A 19,626-nucleotide genomic window follows, 5' to 3' on the forward strand; every position below is an offset into this window, starting at 1 on the left:
GCCCGCGCCCGACCCCGCCGGGCGGCGCATTGTCAGTACCCCCTTCGTCCCACCGCGGGCCGAATCAAGGAGGGCACGGCAGCAGGCACTCGAAAAACGGGCAAACCGCAACTTTTCACGCCGCACCTACCGGCCGGGGCGCCTTCAGCGCCTGCGCTCCCGGCCCCCCGGCGCGGGATGCGCCGCCGCCTCGATCGGCAGCCGCGTCTCCGACTTCACCTCCTTCATCACCACGCTGGAGCGCACGTGCGTGACGCCGGGCAGCCGGAAGGCGGTGGCGTGCAGGAAGCGCTCGTAGGCCTCGATGTCGGGCACCAGCACCTTGATGACGTAGTCGGCCTGCCCCGTGGTGGACCAGCAGGCCACGATCTGCGGGCTCTCCGCCACCGCCTGCTCGAAGCGCTGCACCTCGCCCTCCTCGTGCCGGCCCAGGTTGATCTCGGCCAGCACGCACAGCTGCAGGTTGACCTTGGCACGGTCCACCAGCGCGCTGTAGCCGCGGATCACGCCCGCGGCTTCCAGCTCCTTGACGCGGCGCCAGCACGGCGTGCTCGACAGCCCCACGGCCTCGGCGAGCTGCTGCACGGTCTGGCGCGCGTCGCGCTGCAGCTCCTGCAGCAGCAGCACGTCGTGGCGGTCGAGCAAAGCCATTCCACCTCTCCTGACACTTGCGGAATGATTTTCTATTACTTCCTCAATGCCGGAGCAAGGAAGAAGCCTTTTCCCATGCCGCGCGCCTACGCTTGACTTCGATCAGAGCAGCCCGGAGCGCCCGCCATGAGCCAGGAGACGAGCCGTCCCGAACCGACTTCCCCTCTCGCCCTGCCCGATTACCGCCTCGACGACGCGCTGTGGGCGGGCGGCGGCCGGGTCTTCCTCACCGGCACGCAGGCGCTGGCGCGGCTGCTGGTGATGCAGCGCCGGCGCGACGCCGCCGCGGGCCTCACCACGCAGGGCTTCGTCAGCGGCTACCGCGGCTCGCCGCTGGGCGGGGTGGACCAGGCGCTGTGGGCGGCCGGCGAGCGGCTGCAGGCCGAGGGCATCCGCTTCCTGCCCGCCATCAACGAGGAGCTGGCCGCCACCGCCGTGCTGGGCACGCAGCGCGTGGAGGCCGACCCGGAGCGCACCGCGCAAGGCGTGTTCGCCCTCTGGTACGGCAAGGGCCCGGGCGTGGACCGCGCGGCGGACGCGCTCAAGCACGGCAACGCCTACGGCGCCTCGCCGCACGGCGGGGTGCTGATGGTTGCGGGCGACGACCACGGCTGCGTCAGCTCCTCCATGCCGCACCAGAGCGATCAGGTGTTCCAGAGCTTCCACGCGCCGGTGGTCTCGCCGTCGAGCGTCGAGGAGATCCTGGAGTTCGGCCTCTGGGGCTGGGCGCTGTCGCGCTTCTCGGGCAACTGGGTCGCGCTCACCGCGCTGTCGGAGGTGGTGGAGAGCGGCGCCACGGTGGACCTGGACCGGGTCAACGCCCGCGCCGCCGCCTGGCTGCCCGGCGAGAGCGTGCGCGCCCTCGCCGGCCACGCGCCGCCGCCCGGGGGCTTGCACTACCGCTGGCCCGACCTGCCCTCGCTGCAGATCGAGGAGCGGTTGCACGCGAAACTGGACGCGGTGCGCGCCTTCGCGCGCATCAACGCCATCGACCGGCGCATCGTCGAGGCGCGCGCGCCGCGCGTGGGCATCCTCACCGCGGGCAAGGCGCACCACGACTTCATGGAGGTGCTGCGCCGGCTGGAGGTCTCCACCGAGGCGCTGGCCGCGCACGGCATCCGCGTCCACAAGCTGGGCCTGACCTATCCCATCGAGCCCAGGCGCATGCTCGACTTCTGCGAGGGCCTCACCGAGGTGCTGGTCATCGAGGAGAAGGGCCCGGTGGTGGAGACGCAGCTGCGCGAGCTGCTCTACAACCGCGCGCGGCGCCCGGCCGTGGTCGGCAAGCGCGACGCCGACGAGCGAGCGCTGGTGTCGGCGCTGGGCGAGCTGCGCCCGTCGCGGCTGATCGGGATCGTGGCGAACTGGCTGGTGAAGCATTGCCCGGACCTGGACCGCCGCGCCCTGGTGCGCGACTTCACCCCGCCGGAGCTGCTGCACAACGAGGCCGACGCCGTGAAACGGCTGCCCTACTTCTGCGCCGGCTGCCCGCACAACACCAGCACGCGCGTGCCCGAAGGCTCGAAGGCGCAGGGCGGAATCGGCTGCCACTTCATGGCCAGCTGGATGAACCGCGACACCGAGGGGCTGATCCAGATGGGCGGCGAGGGCGTGGACTGGGTCTCGCATGCGCTCTTCACCCGCGTGCCGCACCTGTTCCAGAACCTGGGCGACGGCACCTACGCGCACTCGGGCTACCTCGCCATCCGCCAGGCCGTGGCCGCGGGCACGACCATGACCTACAAGATCCTGTTCAACGACGCCGTGGCCATGACCGGCGGCCAGCCGGTGGACGCGCCGGTGAGCGTGGACGGCATCGCGCGCCAGGTCGAGGCCGAAGGCGTGAAGCGGGTCGTGGTGGTGTCCGACGACATCGGCAAGTACGGTCGCATTCGCCACCGCTTTCCGGCCGGCACCACCTTCCACGACCGCGCCGCGCTCGACGCCGTGCAGCGCGAGCTGCGCGCCGTGCCGGGCGTGACGGTGCTGATCTACGAGCAGACCTGCGCGGCCGAGAAGCGCCGCCGCCGCAAGCGCGGACTGGCCCCCGAGGCCGCGCGCCGGCTCTTCATCAACGAGGCGGTGTGCGAGGGCTGCGGCGACTGCGGCGTGCAGAGCAACTGCGTGGCGGTGCTGCCGCACGAGACGGCGCTTGGGCGCAAGCGCCGCATCGACCAGGCCGCCTGCAACAAGGATTTCTCCTGCGCCAACGGCTTCTGCCCCTCGTTCGTGAGCGTGTCCGGGGGCAAGCCGCGCCGCAAGGTCGGGTCGCTGACGGACCTGGGTGCCTTCGTGCGCAAGGTCGATGCGCTGCCGACGCCCGCGCCGCATGCCTGGACCGGCCCCTACGACCTGCTGGTCACGGGCATGGGCGGCACGGGCGTGGTGACGGTGGGCGCGCTGGTGGCGATGGCGGCGCACCTGGAGGGCAAGTCGGCCTCGGTGCTGGACTTCATGGGCTTCGCGCAGAAGGGCGGCGCGGTGCTGAGCCACGTGCGCCTGGCGGACCGGCCTTCGCGCCTGAACCAGGTGCGCATCGACACCCAGCAGGCCGACGCGGTGCTGGCCTGCGAGCTGGTCGTGGGCGCCAGCCCGGAGGCGCTGCAGACCGTGCGGCGCGGGCGCACGCGCATCCTGGCCAACGTGCACGAGGTGCCGGTGGCCGAGCACCTGCGCAACCCCGACGCCTCGCTGCGCGCGCCGCAGCTGCTGCAGAAGCTGCACTTCGCCGCCGGCCCCGAGCGCGTCGAGACGCTGGACGCGCAGGCGCTGTGCGAGCAGTTCATGGGCGACGCGGTGGCGGCCAACATCCTGGCGCTGGGCTACGCCTGGCAGCGCGGGCTGGTGCCGGTGGGGCTGGAGGCGCTGCGCCGCGCCGTCGAGCTCAACGGCGTGGCGGTGGAGGCCAACCTGCTGGCCTTCTCGCTCGGCCGCCTGGCCGCGGGCGACCCGCGCGCGCTGCGGGCGCTGGGCGCCGCCGAGATGGAGGCGGCGGTGGGCGACGAGCCGCTGGAGGCCCTGCGCGCACGCGGCACCGAGCTGCTCACGGCCTACCAGGACGCGGCCTATGCCCGCCGCTGGGCGGCGCTGGTGGACGCGGCCGCCGCGCGCGAGCGCGAGCTGAACATCGATGCCACGCTGCCCTTCAGCCGCGCCGTGGCGCGCAGCCTGCTGAAGCTGATGGCCTACAAGGACGAGTACGAGGTGGCGCGGCTTTTCGGCGACGGCAGCTTCGAGCGCGAGCTGCAGCGCCAGTTCGAAGGCGATCTGAAAGTCAGCTTCCACATGGCGCCGCCCTTCCTGGCGCGTGGCAAGGACGGCCAGCCGCCGCGGAAATGGACCTGCGGCCCGTGGCTGCTGCCGGTGCTGCGGGTGCTGTCCCGCGGCAAGGCGCTGCGCGGCACGGCGCTGGACCCCTTCGGCGCCACGGCCGAGCGGCGCCTGGAGCGGGCGCTGGTGCAGGCGTTCGAGGCGCGCGTGCGCGAGCTGCTGCCGCTGCTGGACGCCGGGACGCTGCAGCTGGCCACCGAGATCGCGCTGGTCCCGCTGGGCATGCGCGGCTACGGCCACGTCAAGGCGGCGAGCGTGGCGGCGGCGCGCGCGCGCGAGGCCGAGCTGCTGTGGCGGCTGGACCCGGCGCGCCATCCGCGCCCCGCACCCTCGCGCGCGGCGGGGCAGTTCCGGGGGATACGGGTGACGGCGGCGGGGGCGCATTGAGTGCGCGGCAGTGCGGCAGTGCGGCAGTGCGGCAGTGCGGCAGTGCGGCAGTGCGGCAATGGGCCATGGCGGCGTCCGTTCTGCTGACGCACTCCACGAAGAACACAATCGCCGGACTGGTCTGAAAGAGAGAGCGCCATGCCCGTCACCCTCACACTGAACAACGTGCCCGATGCCGTGTACGAACAGCTCCAGCGCTCCGCCCAAGCGCATCGGCGCAGCCTCGACAGCGAGGCGATCGTCCACCTGGAAGCAGCCCTGCGTTCTGGAACGCTGGACGGTCAGTCCAAGCTGGACCGCATTCGGGCCCTGCGTTCCACGCTGATCGGCAAGGACTTCGATGCCCAGGACATTGACGCCTTCAAGCTCGAAGGCCGCGAATGATCGTCGTTGACACCAACGTCCTGGCTTACCTCTACCTGCCAGGGATCTTCACTGCAGCAGCCGAGCAATTGCTGCTCGAACAGCCGGCGTGGGCCGCGCCGCGGCTTTGGCGCAGCGAGTTCCGCAACATCCTGGCGGGCTACGTGAGACGCGGCATCTTGAGCTTTGATGAGGCTTGTGCCGTGCAACGTGAAGCCGAAGTCCTGCTGGCCGGTGCGGAGTACGACGTCAACTCGCCGCGCGTGCTTCAACTGGTGCGCAACAGCGACTGCTCCGCTTACGACTGCGAGTTCGTGGCACTGGCCCAGCAGTTGAACGTAAGGCTGTACACGATGGACAAGAAGGTGCTGCGCGCGTTTCCCGGCGATGCCTTGCCGCTGCCAGGCGGCTGAATCACGCGACCGAAGCCACCCCGTCCCCTGCGCTAGCCTAGCTCCCCCACCACTTGAACAAGGGAGCCCTCCCATGCAAGGCATCGCCCTTCGCGCCCCCGGCGGCCTGGACCGGCTGGAAGCCATCGACCTGCCCGACCCCGGCGCCCCTGGCGCGGGCCAGATCCGCGTCAGGCTGCAGGCCAGCTCGCTCAACTACCACGACTACGCCGTGGCGCTGGGCGCGATCCCGGCGGCCGACGGCCGCATCCCCATGTCCGACGGCGCCGGCATCGTCGAGGCCGTGGGCGACGGCGTCGCGGAGTTCGCCGTGGGCGACCTCGTGGTGTCGTGCTTCTTCCCGACCTGGCTCGACGGCCGGCCGCCCCTGGACAACTTCTCGCTCACGCCCGGCGACGGCATCGACGGCTACGCGCGCGAGGCCGTGGTCACGCCCGCCACCTGGTTCACGCGCGCGCCGCGCGGCTGGAACGCCGCCGAGGCCGCCACGCTCACCACCGCCGGCCTGACCGCCTGGCGCGCACTGGCGGTCGAGGGCGAGCTGAAGGCCGGCGACACGGTGCTGGTGCAGGGCAGCGGCGGCGTCTCGGTGTTCGCGCTGCAGCTGGCCAAGGCCATGGGCGCCACGGTGATTGCCACGTCGTCCTCGGACGCCAAGCTGGAGCGGCTGCGCGCCCTGGGCGCCGACCACGGCATCAACTACAAGACGCAGCCCAACTGGGGCCGCGCCGTGCGCGACTGGACCGGCGGCCAGGGCGTGGACCATGTCGTGGAAGTGGGCGGGCCGGGCACGCTGCCGCAGTCGATCGAAGCCGTGCGCCTGGGCGGCTGCATCGCCTTCGTGGGCGTGCTCACCGGCCTGGGCGGCGACGTGCCCACCGCGCTGCTGATGGCGCGCCAGGCGCGGCTGCAGGGGCTGATCGTGGGCAGCCGCCGGCACCAGCAGGAGTTCGTGCGCGCCCTGGACGCCACCGGCCTGCGCCCGGTGATCGACTCGACCCATGCGCTCAAGGACCTGGCCGCCGCCTTCCGCCACCAGGGCGCCGGGGCGCATTTCGGGAAGGTGTGCGTGGCGATCTGAGCGTCGGCAGCCGGCGGAGCGCGGCCGGCCTACGCCTGGCGCTGCGCCAGCCCGTTGTTGACGCTGTAGTGCCGCAGCATCTCCAGCGCCACGCCGGGCCGGGCCTGCAGCGCGCGCTCGTCGAAGCCCTGGCGCACGAAGGGCGCGAAATCCGCCGGCACGGCCAGGCCGCGCAGTCCCTGCAGGTCCAGCCGCCGGCAGCCCAGGTGCCATTGCGAGAAGGCGCGAACGGCGACGGGCTCGTGCGCCAGCAGGTAGAGATCCTTGTGGCGCGGGTCCGCGGCGATGCGCCCGTAGGCCGCCTGCAGAGCCTCCTCCTCGCCTTCGAGCACCTGCATGAAGCCGCCGTTCGAGTACAGCAGCATGCCGGTCAGGCCCTGCTGCCGGTTGTTGCGTACCGAAACCTCCAGGATGTCCCGCAACTCGTGCTCGATGTTCGCGAGGGTCTCGCCGGTGGCGGAACTGATGTAGATAAGCTGGCTCAGGGGCATGCATCCTCAGGGCAAGCCCCGGGCCCGTCCCCCGGCAACGCCCTGGTCAGGCCGCCATCAGCCCGTTGCTGCGGCTGTACAGGCGCAGCAGTTCCAGCGCCGCGCCGGGCCGGGCGCGCAGCCGGGCCTCGTCGAAGCCCTCGAGGCAAAAGGCGGCCAGCGGCGGCGGCAGCGCGGCGGCGGCCGCACCCTCTTCGTCCAGCCGGCGGAAGGCCATGGCCCATTGCGGGAAGCTCCGCGCCTCGGTTGGGCCGTGCAGCAGCGTCGTCACGCGGCTGTGGCGCGGGTCCCGGCGGATGCGCGCGAACAGGCCCTCCACGGCAGCCCCCTCTCCCTCCAGCAGTTGCATGTAGCCGCCGTGGGCGTACAGCAGCATCCCCGTGATGCCGGCGGCCGGGTTGTGGCGCACGCTCTGCGCCAGCAGCGCCCGCAGCTCGGCCGGTGTCGGTCCGAGGCCGCTGGCCATGCTGATGTAGACGAGGCGGTGCAGGGACAAGGAGCGGCTCCAGCCGTATCGGGAAGCCGCCATTGTTCCGGGCCTGTCCTGCCCCCAGGGGCAGGGCCCGCGTGCCGTGTCCGGCACCGGCGGTACGAATGCACGTGGAAACCGTGCACGTGGCGGCGGCGCCGGAGCGGCTCAGTACGCCGTCCCGTCCTTGTGCTCGAAGCGCCAGCCGCCCTCGCCCTGCACCGCGCGCAGGTCGTCGTCCGGATAGGTTGCCTCGTCGCCCGGCGTGCGGTCGCCCACCTCCAGGTAGAGCACTTCCTCGGCCGTGTCGTTGCGCAGGCAGTGCGCGTTGCCGGTGCCGGCCTTGAAGCCGGCGCACATGCCCGGCGCCAGCAGCGTCTCGCCCGCATCGGTGCACAGCGTGGGCCGGCCCTGCAGCACGTGGACGAACTCGTCCTGCCGCGCATGCGCATGGCGCAGCGCCGACACCGCGCCCGGCGCCAGGTGCACGAGGTTGACGCCGAAGTTCGTGAGCCCGAACAGGTCGCCCAGCGGCCGCTTCACCCGCCCGGCCATGCGCGAGGCGAAGGGCTCCGGGTAGATGGACGGCTTCATTCGCGCCGGCGCCTCGGCGGCCAAAACGGCCACGGGCGGCACAGGTTTTCTTGCGTTGTCGCCCATGGCGGCGGGAACTCAGCTCGCCAGCGCGCGCCGCGCCGCCACCGCGTCCGCCAGCCGGCGCAGCACGCCCGCGGTCTGGGCCCAGCCGATGCACGCGTCGGTGATGGAGACGCCGCGCTGCAGCGCCACGCCGGGCTTGAGGTCCTGGCGGCCTTCCTCCAGGTGGCTCTCGATCATCAGCCCGGCAATGCGGCGCTCGCCCGCGGTGATGCGCGCCGCGATGTCGCCGGACACCTCGATCTGGCGGCGGTGCTGCTTGGCCGAGTTGGCATGCGAGCAGTCCACCATCAGCGTCTCGCGCAGGCCCGCCTTGGCCAGCGCGGCGCAGGCGGCGTCGATGCTGGCGGCATCGAAGTTGGGCCCGCGCGAGCCGCCGCGCAGAATGACGTGGCAGTCCTGGTTGCCGCGCGTCTCGAAGATCGCGGCCTGGCCCATCTTGGTCATGCCCATGAAGGCGTGCGAGGCGGCCGCCGCCTGCAGCGCGTCCACCGCCACCTGCACCCCGCCGTCGGTGCCGTTCTTGAAGCCCACCGGGCAGCTCAGGCCCGAGGCCAGCTGGCGGTGGCTTTGACTCTCCGTCGTGCGCGCGCCGATGGCGCCCCAGCTCACCACGTCGGCGATGTACTGCGGGCTCAGCAGGTCCAGGAACTCGGTGCCGCAGGGCAGGCCCAGCGCCGAGATTTCCAGCAGCAGCTCGCGCGCTTTCCTGAGCCCCTCGTTGATGCGGAAGCTGCCGTCCAGGCGCGGGTCGTTGATGAAGCCCTTCCAGCCGACCGTCGTGCGCGGCTTCTCGAAGTACACCCGCATCACCAGCAGCAGCTCGCCCTTGAGCTCCTCGTCCAGGGCCTTGAGCCGGTGCGCGTACTCCATGGCCTGGCCGTGGTCGTGGATCGAGCACGGGCCCACGACGACGAGCAGCCGGTCGTCGCGCCCGCGCAGCACGTCGGCCGCGGCATGGCGCGCGCGCTCCACCAGCGCCAGCACGGCGTCGGACACCGGCACCTCGTCGAGCAGCAGCGCCGGCGAGATCAGCGGGCGCACCGCGCCGATGCGCACGTCGTCGATGCGGGTGAGGTCCTGCGTGGCGTCGGCCGAGCCGGCCTCGCGGTCGTGGCGGGGGTCGTCGATGGAAGCTGCGCTCATGGGGTCCTGCCCTGTGGTGTTGTTGATTGGTGATGCGTGGGGTGCCGCCCGTCAGAGCTCGAAGATCTTTCCGGGGTTGAGGATGTTCTTCGGGTCGAGCGCGCGCTTGATGACCTTCATCATCTCCACCGCGCCGGCGCCCGCCTCCTCGACCAGGAAGCCCATCTTGTGCAGCCCCACGCCGTGCTCGCCGCTGCAGGTGCCGTCCAGCCGCAGCGCGCGGTGCACCAGCTTGTGGTTCAGCGCCTCGGCGCGCGCGCGCTCGTCGGCGCTGTTCGGGTCGATCAGGTAGCCGAAGTGGAAGTTGCCGTCGCCGACGTGGCCGACCAGGAAGTACGGCAGCCCCGAGGCGTCCACCTCGGCGACCGATTCGAGCAGGCAGTCCGCCAGGCGCGAGATGGGCACGCAGGTGTCGGTGGACAGCGCGCGGCAGCCCGGGCGCGACTGGATCGCCGCGAAATACGCGTTGTGCCGCGCCGTCCACAGCCGCGTGCGCTCCTCGGGCGTGCTGGCCCACTCGAAGGCCTGGCCGCCGAACTCGGCCGCGATCTCCTGCACCGTCTCGGCCTGCTCCTTCACGCCCGCGGGCGAGCCGTGGAATTCCATCAGCAGCATCGGCTCCTCGCGCAGCCCCAGCTTCGCGTAGGCGTTGACCATGCGCACCGTGTTGGCGTCGATCAGCTCCACCCGGGCGATGGGCACGCCGATCTGGATGGTCTGGATCACGGTGCGGACCGCGGCCTCGATGTCCGGGAAGGAACACACCGCCGCCGACACCGCTTCGGGCAGCGGATACAGCTTCAGCGTGATCTCGGTGATGACGCCCAGCGTCCCCTCGCTGCCCACCATCAGCCGCGTCAGGTCGTAGCCGGCGCTGCTCTTCCTGGCGCGCGTGCCGGTGCGGATGATTTTCCCGTCGGCGGTCACGACTTCCAGCGCCAGCACGTTCTCGCGCATGGTCCCGTAGCGCACGGCGTTGGTGCCGGAGGCGCGCGTGGCGCACATGCCGCCGATGGAGGCATCGGCGCCCGGGTCGATCGGGAAGAACAGGCCCGTGGACTTCAACTCGTCGTTGAGCCGCTTGCGCGTGATGCCGGGCTGCACGGTGACGGTCAGGTCGTCGGCGTCGATGGACAGCACCCGGTCCATGCGCGAGACGTCCAGGCTGATGCCGCCCTGCACCGCCAGCAGGTGGCCTTCGAGCGAGGAGCCGGCGCCATAGGGAATCAGCGGCACTTCATGCTGGCTGCACAGGGCGACCACCTCGGCCACCTCCGCGCTGCTCTCGGCGAACACCACCGCCGCCGGCGGCGGCACGCTGAAGGTGGACTCGTCGCTGCCGTGCTGCTCGCGCACGGCCTGCGCGGTGGAGCAGCGCGTGCCGAAGCGCGCCTGCAGCGCCTCGACCAGCGCCGGCGGCACCGCGCGCTGGCGGACCACGGGAAGCGACGCCAGCACGGCGGCGTCGCGCTCTGAAACCTGCTCTGACATGGAGTTGTCTCCGGAGTAATGCACCGGCGCTCGCGGCCGGCTGGAGGAGCCGGGGACTATACGTCCGGGGTGCAAGCCCCCCGGACCCGGCCCGATCGTCACCCGCCGCGCGATCCGCCGCACCCCGGCACGGCGCCCAAAGCGTGGAAGATTCCCGCCGTAACGCGCCCGCTTACAGATTCAACAAGCTGAAAAGCACCCGGCCCCTCAACCCGCCGGCCGACGTGCCGAACACCCTCCCAGCACGCCGAAAGTTCAGTCCGCTTTTCGCTGCCCTGCAACCCAGGGCGACGGGAATGCCGGGCCGTGCCGGCCGCCGCCATCACGGGGATGGCGGCACTCCATGGGATCGACCGATGCGCTTCATGTCCTGGGGCCTGCGCCTCGCTGCGTCTGCGTTCTTGATGTCCGCCGCGGCAATAAGTCACGCCGCGCCGGCCACGGCGTCCGCCAATGCCGCGCCCAATACCGGCAATATTTCCGGTTTCTCCGGTTGCCAGCCCGTGGTGACCGTGCGTGCCCTGCCCCTGACTTTCACCGAAGACAATTCCGGCGACGTGCGCACCGTCACGGCGCTGAACAGGAAATCCTCCCTGCCGCTGACGCAGCGCAGTTTCGGCCTGGGCTCGACCTACGCCGAAAGCCGCGTCACCGTCGGCTGGCGCAAGGACGCCCAGGGCTGCCCGGCGCTGGACCTGGAAGTGGGTTATCAAAAGACCACCGTGCACGTTGCCAGCGAGCTGCTGGAAAACCAGTGCGCCTTCGACCACGTGCGCCAGCACGAGATGACGCATATCGCCATCTACCGCCGCTGGCTGCAGGAATCGCCCGCGCGGCTGGGCGCGGTGTTCAAGGAACGTTTCAACACGCTGGCCGCGCTGGAACCGCAGCGCCGCAACCAGGAAACCGTCCGCCTCGCCCTGGAGGAGTTCGGCAAGGTGCGCGCGCAGCACGACGAATTCGACTCCGATGTCGAATATGCCCACAATCAAGCAGTATGTGGGCGCTTCATTCCTAAAATGCTGGATCGGCTGGAGAAGGAAGGCAAATTGCCTTGAGAGAGGGCCGACAATAAATTTACAAGGCTGCTTCGGCAGCCTTTTTTATTGGCGCGTCAGTTGTGCAGGCTGTCAGCCAAAAGGGGCGTCATTCCCACTCCCCCTCCGTCATTCCCGCCTTCGCGGGAATGACGCGGCATTTTTTGAGTGACTTGTGGCTTATGGCTTCTCAAGCAAACCCCCTGCTGAGAAACCTCGACCCCTTCAGCCCAAACCGCCACAACTCGTGCGCCGCCTTGCTGATGCCGATCCGCGGTCCCACCAGCAACTCCACCGGCTCCGGCGCGCCGGGCAGCAACTGGAACGGCGGCGCGTCCAGCGGCTGGCCGTCCAGCGCGCGCGTGATGCCCAGCGCCTGCGCCAGCCGCCCCGGCCCGGCGCACAAAAGCTCCACCTTGTCCTGGCCGCGGCGCTGGCGCATCAGCTCCAGCCCGTGCGTGGGCTCCAGCGCGCGGATCAGCACGCCCGCGCCATGTCCGGATTCGCGGCACACGAAGTTCATGCACCAGTGCATGCCGTAGGAGCGGTACACGTAGGCATGCGCCGGCGGGCCGAACATGCTGGCGTTGCGCGGCGTGGGCCCCGAGAAGGTGTGCGAGGCCGGGTCGGCCTGGTCGTAAGCCTCGGTTTCGACGATGCGCCCGCCCACGCCGTCGATGAGCAGCGTCACGCCGATGAGCTGCCGCGCCACCAGCAGGGAGTCGGCGGAGAAGTCGATGTCTGCAAGCACGGTCATCGCGCCAGTATGGCCACGCGGCCCTGTCCCGCCCGGCGGCAAGGCCGCGCCCGGCACGCGCTCGCTCGGCGGTGTCCCGGCCGGAGAAAGCTCCTGGTTGCAACAGGACAAAAGCGGTTGCTTTCGCCCATGCCGCCGGTCGGCGCTGCCGCTACCGTGCGCGTTGCACCAGGGAAATCCACTCGGGGGAGAAGCGCATGGCGCAAGGCATGGCAAAGGGCAGGCGCGGCCTGACGGCGGCGATCGTGGCGCTGCTGGCGGTGGCGGCCCTCGTGGCCGCCTGGTGGTGGCAGCAGGGCCGGCCCCCGGCCGAAGCGCCCACGGCGCTGTCCGACCCCGATGCGCCCTTCTCCGCCCTGGACTGCAAGCCGCGCCTGCTCGACGACCGCCCGGCCCTGGCGGTCGTGTTCTCCCAGCCGGTGGACCGGCGCCAGAACTTCAACGACGCGCTGCGCGTGGTGGACCTGGGCCCGGCCGCCGCCGACGGCGAGGCGCGGGAGCGCGGCGCCGAGCAGCCGACGGCCTCCGCCCCGGGCGCGCCGCCCGCCGGTTCGGCGCCCAACGAAAAGCTGCTGCAGGGCGCCTGGGTGGTGGGCGACAACCCGCGGCTGGTTTATTTCCCCTTCATCCAGCCGCAGCGGCGCTTTCGCATCGAGGTCGGGGCGGAACTTAGATCGCAGGACGGGCGCCGGCTCACGGCCGGGCATTCGTGCGAGGTCGCCAGCGAGGCCATGCCGCCCTCCTTCTACTTCGCCAGCCGCGGCGTGGTGCTGCCCGCGGGCCAGAACGGCGGGCTGCCGGTGGTCACCGTCAACGTGCCGGAGGTGGACGTGCAGTTCCTGCGCGTGGAGCCGGCGCAGCTGCCGCGCTTCCTGGAGCGCGTGGCCGGCGTGCGCCAGGGCGGGCGCGGCGAAGCCGGGGAGGACTCGTCTTCCGGCGAGGACGAGGACTGCCGCCATTGCTACGACGGCAACAGCCGCCGCCTGCAGGGCCTCGTCGGCGGCTGGGAGCTGGACCAGCTGCGCCAGAGCGCGAAGAGCGTGCACCTGGGCCGCTACGCCACCGACGACCAGCCGAACCGCCGTCACGTCAGCTTCCTGCCCGTGGAAGGCATCAAGGAGCTGCAGGAGCCCGGCGTCTACATCGCCGTGATGGGCCAGCCCGGGCGCTTCTCCAGCGAGTACCAGGTGACGTACTTCTACGTCAGCGACATCGGACTGCAGGCGCGGCGCTACGCGCGCGGGCTCGACGCCTTTGCCAGCTCGCTGAAGTCCGGCGAGGCGCTGCGCGGCGTGCATTTCGAGCTGCTCGACGAGAACGGCCGCGCCATCGCGCGCACCGACGGCGACGCAGACGGGCACGGCCACTTCGACGACGCGCCGGAATCCGCCGCGCTGCTGGTGGCGCGCCGCGGCGAAGGGGACAAGGGCGCGATGAGCGTGCTGGCGCTGCGCGCGCCGGGGCTGGACCTGTCGGAGTTCGACGTCGGCGGGCACCTGTCGCGCAACGTGAAGCTCTTCGTCTATGCCGGGCGCGACCTGTACCGGCCGGGCGAGCGCTTCGACGTGTCGGTGCTCATGCGCGACGCCGACGGCAAGGCACTCCCGCCGCAACCGCTCAGCGCCACGCTCAAGCGCCCGGACGGCCGCAGCGTCAGCACCAGCGTCTGGAAACCGAATGAGAAATTCCCGGGCTACCTGCGCCAGGCCGTGGCGCTGCCGCCGGACGCGCCCACCGGCTCCTGGCTGCTGGAGCTGCGCGCCGACCCAGGGGCGAAACGCGCGGACGCGGCCTGGAAATTCCAGGTTGAGGAGTTCCTGCCCGAGAGGATGAAGCTGGAATTGACGACGAAGCGCCCGGTGCTGCTGCCGGGCGACGCCTTCGACGTGGCCGTGCGCGGCGACTACCTCTTCGGCGCGCCCGCGGCCGGCAACCGCCTGCTGGTGTCGGCCGCCACCTCGCGCCAGCGCTTCGCATTGCCGCAGCAGTGGCCGGGCTTCGTCTTTGGCGACTTCGCCGACGACGACCGCAGCAAGCGCGAGGAAGTCGGCGAGCAGGAGCTCGACGCGCAGGGCCGCGCCGCGGTGACGCTGCCGCTGCCGGAGCTGCGCCCGGGCTCGCCGATGCTCGTGCGCGGCAGCTTCAGCTTGCTGGAGTCGGGCGGGCGCCCGGTGGTGCGGTCGATCGAGCGGGTGCTCTGGCCGGCTCCGAAACTCCTGGCGCTGCGGCCCCTGTTCGACCGCGACGTGGCGCCGGACAACGCCACGGCCGGCTTCGAGCTGATCCGCGTGGACAGCGCCGGAAAACCGCAGCCGCTCAAGAAGGCCGCGCTGCGCCTGGTGCGCGAGGACCGCCAGTACTACTGGCGCCATGACGACCAGCGCGGCTGGCACTCGGGCTTCACCGAGACGGACGAGCTGGTCGAGTCGGGCCAGGTCGCGCTGCAGGGCGAGCGCACGCGGCTGGACCTGCCGGTGCGCTGGGGCCGCTACCGGCTGGAGGTGGACGACCCGGAAACGGGGCTGTCGCTGCGCTACCGCTTCCACGCCGGCTGGGGCGCGCAGGAGGCGCAGGACATGGGCAACCGGCCGGACCGCGTGCAGCTCAAGCTCGCGCAGGCGCCGCTCAAGGGCGGCGAGAAGGCGCGGCTGACCATCACCCCGCCGCACGATGGCACGGCGATCGTCACGGTCGAGGGTGACCGGCTGCTGTGGAGCCGGCGCGTGGACGTGCGCGCCGCCGGCACGCAGGTGGAGATTCCGATCGACCCCGCCTGGGCGCGGCACGACCTGTACGTGGGCGTGAGCGCGCTGCGCCCGGGCAGCCGGGGCGAGCGCGTCACGCCGGCGCGCGCCGTGGGGCTGATCCACCTGCCGCTGGCGCGCACCGAGCGCCAGCTCCAGGTGGCGCTGCGGGCACCGGCCAAGGTGCTGCCGGAAAAGCGCGCCACGGTGCGCGTGAAGGCGGAAGGGCTCAACGGCCAGCCGGCGCTGGCCACGCTCTACGCGGTGGACGCGGGCATCCTCAACATCACCCGCTACGCCACGCCGGACCCGGCGGACTTCTTCTTCGGCAAGCACCGCTACGCGGCCGAGCAGATCGACCTCTACGGCAAGCTCATCGAGAAGATGCAGGGCACCAATGCCAGGCTGCGCTGGGGCGGCGATGCCGGCCTGCGTGACAGCAAGAGCCTGCCCAGGAAGGTAAAGCTGGTGGAGCTGTTCAGCGGGCCGGTGGCGCTCGATGCGAAGGGCGAGGCCGACATCGCGCTGGACGTGCCCGACTTCAACGGCACGCTGCGGCTGATGGCGGTGGTGGCCACCGCCGACCGCTTCGGCAAGGCGGACGCGGAGATGGTGTCCGCCGCACCCATCGTCGCGGAGCTGGCCACGCCGCGCTTCATCTCGCCCGGCGACAGCGCCTTCGTCGCGCTGGACGTGACCAACCTGAGCGGCGCGCCGCAGTCGGTGACGGTGCGGCTCGACGGTGCCGAGCCGGTGCGCGTGGGAGGCGGCGAGCAGGTGGTGTCGCTCAAGCACCAGCAGCGCGCCACGCTGCGCTTCCCGGTGGAGGCGACCGACGCTTACGGGCTGGGTCGGCTGCGGCTGCAGTTGGCCAGCGCCGGCGGCATCCGCATCGCGCGCGAGTCGGTGCTGCAGGTGCAGCCGGCCGCGCCGATGGAGCGCGAGGCGCGCCGCGTGCGGCTGGAGCCGGGCACCACGCTCAAGCTGGAGGCCAACGCCCTGGAGCGCTTCCACACGGGCTCGGCGGCTTTGTCCATCGCCGTGTCGGATAAACCGCCGCTGAACGTGCGCGCGCTGGTGCAGGGGCTGCTGGACTATCCCTACGGCTGCCTGGAGCAGACCGCGAGCGCCGCCTATCCGCACCTGTTCGTGGACGAGAAGCTGGCGCAGTCGCTGGGGCTCCAGGCCCGCAGCCGCGAGGAGCGCGAGCGCATCGTCGAGGGCGCCCTGGGCCGGATGTCGGGCATGCAGAAGGCCAACGGCGGCTTCACGCTCTGGGGCGACGGCGGCTACGAGACCTGGCTGTCGGCCTACGTCATGGGCTTCATGCAGGACGCGCGCGCCGAAGGCTTCACGGTGCCGGAACCCTTCTACCGCAAGGCCCAGGGCTGGCTGCTGCAGGAGCTTCAACAAGCACCGAACCGCTTCCCGCAGCTGCCCGCGAGCGTGCAGGCGGCCCTCGGCGCCAGCGGGGTGAAGCCGGCCGCCTCGGCCGCCAGCGGCGCGGGCGCCGGCGCATGGAGCGAGCGCGACCGCAACCTGCTGCGCGACAGCCACCAGCGCTTCGCCGAGCTGGCGCATGCCGGGTACGTCCTGGCGCGCGACCAGAAGGCGCCGCTGGCGATGCTGCGCTGGCTGCACGACCAGCAGCGCGCCAAGGCGCGCTCGCCGCTGCCGTTGGTGCACCTGGCGGCGGCCCTGAAGCTGATGGGCGACGAGGCGAGGTCGCAAGCCGCGCTGGACGAGGCGATGCGCCGCCCCTACGGCCTGCCCGGCGTCGGCGCCGCCTGGGGCGACGACTGGCTGGGCGACTACGGCACGCCGGTGCGCGACACGGCCATGGCCTACGCGCTGCTGGCGCGCCACGAGCTGCGGCACCCGCGGCGCGAGAACCTGCTCTTCGACGCGGCCGGCCAGCTGGGCGGGCGCGGCTACCTCTCGACGCAGGAGCGGCTGTCGCTGCTGCTGGCCGCGCGCGCGGCCGGCCTGGGGGCTGCCGGCGGCGAAGGCTGGAAGGCGCAGCTGGCCGTGGGCGACGCGGCGCAGGCACTGTCCGCGCGCGGCACCGAGCAGCGCAGCCTGGACGCGGCGGCGCTCGCGCGCGGCGTGGCGCTGACCAACACCCATGACAAGCCGCTGTTCGTCGAGGTGGACAGCGGCGGCTACCCGCTGAAGGCTCCGGCCCCGCGCGGCGACGTGATCGAGCTGCGGCGCGACTGGTTCGACGCCAAGGGGCAGCCGCTGGCCGCGGGCCGGGCGCTGAGCGTGGGCGAGATGGTGATCGTGCGCGTGCAGGCGCGCGCCGACCGGCGCATCGAGGACGCGCTGATCGTGGACCGCGTGCCCGCGGGCATGGAGGTGGAGAACCTGAACCTGTCGCAGGGCCCGAAGGCCGAGGAGTTCCGCATCGGCAACGTCAGCGTGGCCGAGGCCATGGCCGACGCGCGCATCAAGCACCGGGAGTACCGCGACGACCGCTACGTGGCCGCGGCGCGGCTGGACCGCGAGTGGCTGCCGGTGTTCTACATGCTGCGCGTGGTCAGCCCCGGGCGCTTCGTGGTGCCCGCGCCCTTCGCCGAGGACATGTACCGGCCGGAGCTGCGCGGCGTGGGCAGCGGCGGCGCGATGGTGACCGTCAACGACCCGCGGGGCGCGGCGGCGCAGTGAAGGCCTGGCGCGCAAAGGCGAGCACGTGAGCCGGCGCCGCCGCATCGAGCTGGCCCTGGCCGCCGTGCTGGCCGGGCTGCTGGCCCTGGACATGACCTTCCCCCCGCCCATCCCGCGCGACGCGCCCGGCGCCGTCGTCGTCGCGCGCGACGGCACGCCGCTGCGCACCTGGCCCGATGGCGACGGCGTCTGGCGCCAGCCGGTCACGCCCGACGAGGTCTCGCCGCTGTACCTGCAGGCCCTGCTCGGCTTCGAGGACCGCTGGTTCCACTGGCACCCCGGCGTGAACCCGTTCGCGCTGGCGCGCGCGGCCGGGCAGTGGCTGCGCCACGGGCGCATCGTCTCCGGCGGCTCGACGCTGACCATGCAGGTGGCGCGGCTCATCGAGCCGCCGTCCGCGCGCGGCAGCCGCAGCCTGCGCGCCAAGCTGCGCCAGGTCGCGCGCGCGCTGCAGCTGGAGCTGCGGCTGTCCAAGCGCGAGATCCTCACGCTCTACCTGAACCGCGCGCCCATGGGCGGCATCGTCGAGGGCGTGGAGATGGCCAGCCGCGGCTACCTCGGCCGCCCGGCCCTGCACCTGAGCGCGGCGGAGGCCGCGCTGCTGGCCGCGCTGCCGCAGGCGCCCTCGCGGCTGCGCCCGGACCGCGCCCCCGAGGCCGCGCAGGCCGCGCGCGACAAGGTGCTGCGGCGGCTGCAGGACAACGGCACCTGGGATGCGCGCACCGTGGCCGACGCCCGGCTGGAGCGGGTGGCGGTGCAGCCGCTGCGCGCGCAGTGGCTGGCGCCGCTGGCGGCCGAGCGCGTGCGCGCCCAGGCGCGCGCCGAAGGCCGGCGCGCCACGGCCGGCGGCACCGGCGGCGCCGCGCCCGTGCTTCGCACCACCCTCTCGCCGGAGCTGCAGGCCGGCGTGGAGCGGCTGCTGCTGGACCGCGTCGATGCCCTGCCGCCGCGGGTGTCGATGGCGGTGCTGGTCATGGACAACGACACGCTGGAGCTGCTGGCCTACGCCGGCTCGGCCGACTTCGGCGACACGCGGCGCGCCGCGCACGTGGACATGGCGCGCGGCGTGCGCTCGCCGGGCTCCACGCTGAAACCCTTTGTCTATGCGCTGGCGCTCGACGACGGGCTGATCCACTCGGAAAGCCTGCTGGTGGACGCGCCGCAGAGCTTCGGCGGCTACGCGCCGGGCAACTTCCAGGCGTCCTTCAGCGGCCCGGTGAGCGCGGCCGAGGCGCTGCAGAAGTCGCTCAACGTGCCGGCCGTGGACCTGCTGGAGCGCATCGGGCCGCAGCGCTTCGCCGCCACGCTGCGCGCCGGGGGCCTGCGGCTGCGCATGGCGCCGGGCGCGGCGCCCAACCTCAGCCTGATCCTGGGCGGCGCCGGTACCACGCTGGAAGAGCTGACGGGCGCCTACCGGGCGCTGGCGCGTGGCGGGCTGTCCGGCACGCCGCGGCTGACGCCGGACGCGCCGCGCGTGGAAGCGCGGCTGATGAGCGCGGGTGCCGCCTTCATCGTGCGCGACATCCTCGAAGGCGGCGGCCATCCGGACCGCCCCTTCACGGAAGGCACGCGCCGCCTGGCCTGGAAGACGGGCACCAGCTTCGGCTTCCGCGACGCCTGGGCGGTGGGCGTGACCGAGCGGCACACGGTGGGCGTGTGGGTGGGCCGGCCGGACGGCACGCCCAATCCCGGCTTCTTCGGCGCCAACACCGCCGCGCCGCTGCTCAGGGACATCGCGGCGCTGCTGCCCGAAGCCGACGCGCCGGCCGCCGGTGTGCCGCGCCTGCCGCCGCCGGGCGTGGCGCCGCTGCGCAGCTGCTGGCCGCTGGGGCTGAGCGCGCAGGCCACCGCGCCGGCGCACTGCCTGGTGCAGCGCACCGGCTGGATGCTCGACGGCGCGGCGCCGCCCACGCTGCCGGAGCGCGAGCGCAGCGGCGGGCTG

Annotated in this window: 14 protein-coding genes; 7 read left to right on the top strand and 7 right to left on the bottom strand. The window is 72.4% G+C overall.

What is annotated here, in order from left to right:
• Positions 1-144: 144 nt before the first annotated feature.
• Positions 145-651, bottom strand: a complete 507-nt coding sequence (locus FJ694_RS28975; RefSeq protein ID WP_157271018.1) for an Lrp/AsnC family transcriptional regulator — start codon at positions 649-651, stop codon at positions 145-147.
• A 126-nt stretch (positions 652-777) separates the two neighbouring features.
• Between FJ694_RS28975 and FJ694_RS28980 the strand changes: the two genes are divergently transcribed.
• The 4 genes from FJ694_RS28980 to FJ694_RS28995 all read left to right on the top strand — a co-directional run bounded on the left by FJ694_RS28980 (position 778) and on the right by FJ694_RS28995 (position 6,225).
• On the top strand, positions 778-4,368 hold the full coding sequence (locus FJ694_RS28980) for an indolepyruvate ferredoxin oxidoreductase family protein (RefSeq protein ID WP_157271019.1): 3,591 nt from the start codon (positions 778-780) through the stop codon (positions 4,366-4,368).
• 138 nt (positions 4,369-4,506) lie between these two features.
• Positions 4,507-4,752, top strand: coding sequence for a FitA-like ribbon-helix-helix domain-containing protein (locus FJ694_RS28985; RefSeq protein ID WP_157271020.1), 246 nt, complete (start codon positions 4,507-4,509; stop codon positions 4,750-4,752).
• Positions 4,749-5,144: a type II toxin-antitoxin system VapC family toxin gene (locus tag FJ694_RS28990; RefSeq protein ID WP_157271021.1), complete on the top strand. Its 396-nt coding sequence runs from the start codon at positions 4,749-4,751 to the stop codon at positions 5,142-5,144. The genes FJ694_RS28985 and FJ694_RS28990 overlap by 4 nt, the downstream gene beginning before the upstream one ends.
• A 73-nt stretch (positions 5,145-5,217) precedes the next feature.
• On the top strand, positions 5,218-6,225 hold the full coding sequence (locus FJ694_RS28995; RefSeq protein WP_157271022.1) for a zinc-dependent alcohol dehydrogenase family protein: 1,008 nt from the start codon (positions 5,218-5,220) through the stop codon (positions 6,223-6,225).
• A gap of 29 nt (positions 6,226-6,254) precedes the next feature.
• On the opposite strand, the gene FJ694_RS29000 is transcribed toward FJ694_RS28995, so the two are convergent.
• The 5 genes from FJ694_RS29000 to FJ694_RS29020 all read right to left on the bottom strand — a co-directional run bounded on the left by FJ694_RS29000 (position 6,255) and on the right by FJ694_RS29020 (position 10,479).
• The gene (locus tag FJ694_RS29000) at positions 6,255-6,716 is read right to left on the bottom strand and encodes a BLUF domain-containing protein (RefSeq protein ID WP_157271023.1); all 462 of its coding nucleotides are present in this window, start codon (positions 6,714-6,716) and stop codon (positions 6,255-6,257) included.
• Between the two features lie 46 nt (positions 6,717-6,762).
• Entirely contained in the window at positions 6,763-7,212 is a 450-nt protein-coding gene (locus FJ694_RS29005; RefSeq protein ID WP_157271024.1) for a BLUF domain-containing protein, read from the bottom strand.
• Between the two features lie 141 nt (positions 7,213-7,353).
• The gene (locus FJ694_RS29010; RefSeq protein WP_310735073.1) at positions 7,354-7,779 is read right to left on the bottom strand and encodes a cupin domain-containing protein; all 426 of its coding nucleotides are present in this window, start codon (positions 7,777-7,779) and stop codon (positions 7,354-7,356) included.
• 78 nt (positions 7,780-7,857) lie between these two features.
• Complete coding sequence (locus FJ694_RS29015; protein WP_157271026.1) at positions 7,858-8,988, bottom strand: 3-deoxy-7-phosphoheptulonate synthase; 1,131 nt, start codon at positions 8,986-8,988, stop codon at positions 7,858-7,860.
• A gap of 51 nt (positions 8,989-9,039) precedes the next feature.
• Entirely contained in the window at positions 9,040-10,479 is a 1,440-nt protein-coding gene (locus FJ694_RS29020) for an FAD-binding oxidoreductase (RefSeq protein ID WP_157271027.1), read from the bottom strand.
• 143 nt (positions 10,480-10,622) lie between these two features.
• Here FJ694_RS29020 and FJ694_RS29025 point away from each other — a divergent pair, with 143 nt between their 5' ends.
• On the top strand, positions 10,623-11,537 hold the full coding sequence (locus tag FJ694_RS29025; RefSeq protein ID WP_157271028.1) for a hypothetical protein: 915 nt from the start codon (positions 10,623-10,625) through the stop codon (positions 11,535-11,537).
• Positions 11,538-11,706: 169 nt separating this feature from the next.
• Here FJ694_RS29025 and FJ694_RS29030 read toward each other — a convergent pair whose 3' ends face one another.
• Positions 11,707-12,273 carry a DNA-3-methyladenine glycosylase gene (locus tag FJ694_RS29030; protein ID WP_157271029.1) on the bottom strand — a complete coding sequence of 189 codons (567 nt, stop codon included), beginning with the start codon at positions 12,271-12,273 and terminating at the stop codon, positions 11,707-11,709.
• Between the two features lie 209 nt (positions 12,274-12,482).
• Between FJ694_RS29030 and FJ694_RS29035 the strand changes: the two genes are divergently transcribed.
• Complete coding sequence (locus FJ694_RS29035; RefSeq protein WP_157271030.1) at positions 12,483-17,684, top strand: alpha-2-macroglobulin family protein; 5,202 nt, start codon at positions 12,483-12,485, stop codon at positions 17,682-17,684.
• A 91-nt stretch (positions 17,685-17,775) separates the two neighbouring features.
• A partial coding sequence (gene pbpC / locus FJ694_RS29040; protein WP_157271032.1) for a penicillin-binding protein 1C occupies positions 17,776-19,626 on the top strand: 1,851 nt, incomplete at its 3' end.

This window comes from Azohydromonas aeria (assembly GCF_009760915.1).
In the GTDB taxonomy this organism is placed as follows: Bacteria; Pseudomonadota; Gammaproteobacteria; order Burkholderiales; family Burkholderiaceae_C; genus Azohydromonas; species Azohydromonas aeria.

Bases quoted from the DNA above. Each gene is read 5' to 3' on its own strand.
- FJ694_RS28975 (WP_157271018.1), bottom strand. From the start codon at position 651: ATGGCTTTGCTCGACCGCCACGACGTGCTGCTGCTGCAGGAGCTGCAG.
- FJ694_RS28980 (WP_157271019.1), top strand. From the start codon at position 778: ATGAGCCAGGAGACGAGCCGTCCCGAACCGACTTCCCCTCTCGCCCTG.
- FJ694_RS28985 (WP_157271020.1), top strand. From the start codon at position 4,507: ATGCCCGTCACCCTCACACTGAACAACGTGCCCGATGCCGTGTACGAA.
- FJ694_RS28990 (WP_157271021.1), top strand. From the start codon at position 4,749: ATGATCGTCGTTGACACCAACGTCCTGGCTTACCTCTACCTGCCAGGG.
- FJ694_RS28995 (WP_157271022.1), top strand. From the start codon at position 5,218: ATGCAAGGCATCGCCCTTCGCGCCCCCGGCGGCCTGGACCGGCTGGAA.
- FJ694_RS29000 (WP_157271023.1), bottom strand. From the start codon at position 6,716: ATGCCCCTGAGCCAGCTTATCTACATCAGTTCCGCCACCGGCGAGACC.
- FJ694_RS29010 (WP_310735073.1), bottom strand. From the start codon at position 7,779: ATGAAGCCGTCCATCTACCCGGAGCCCTTCGCCTCGCGCATGGCCGGG.
- FJ694_RS29015 (WP_157271026.1), bottom strand. From the start codon at position 8,988: ATGAGCGCAGCTTCCATCGACGACCCCCGCCACGACCGCGAGGCCGGC.
- FJ694_RS29020 (WP_157271027.1), bottom strand. From the start codon at position 10,479: ATGTCAGAGCAGGTTTCAGAGCGCGACGCCGCCGTGCTGGCGTCGCTT.
- FJ694_RS29030 (WP_157271029.1), bottom strand. From the start codon at position 12,273: ATGACCGTGCTTGCAGACATCGACTTCTCCGCCGACTCCCTGCTGGTG.
- FJ694_RS29035 (WP_157271030.1), top strand. From the start codon at position 12,483: ATGGCAAAGGGCAGGCGCGGCCTGACGGCGGCGATCGTGGCGCTGCTG.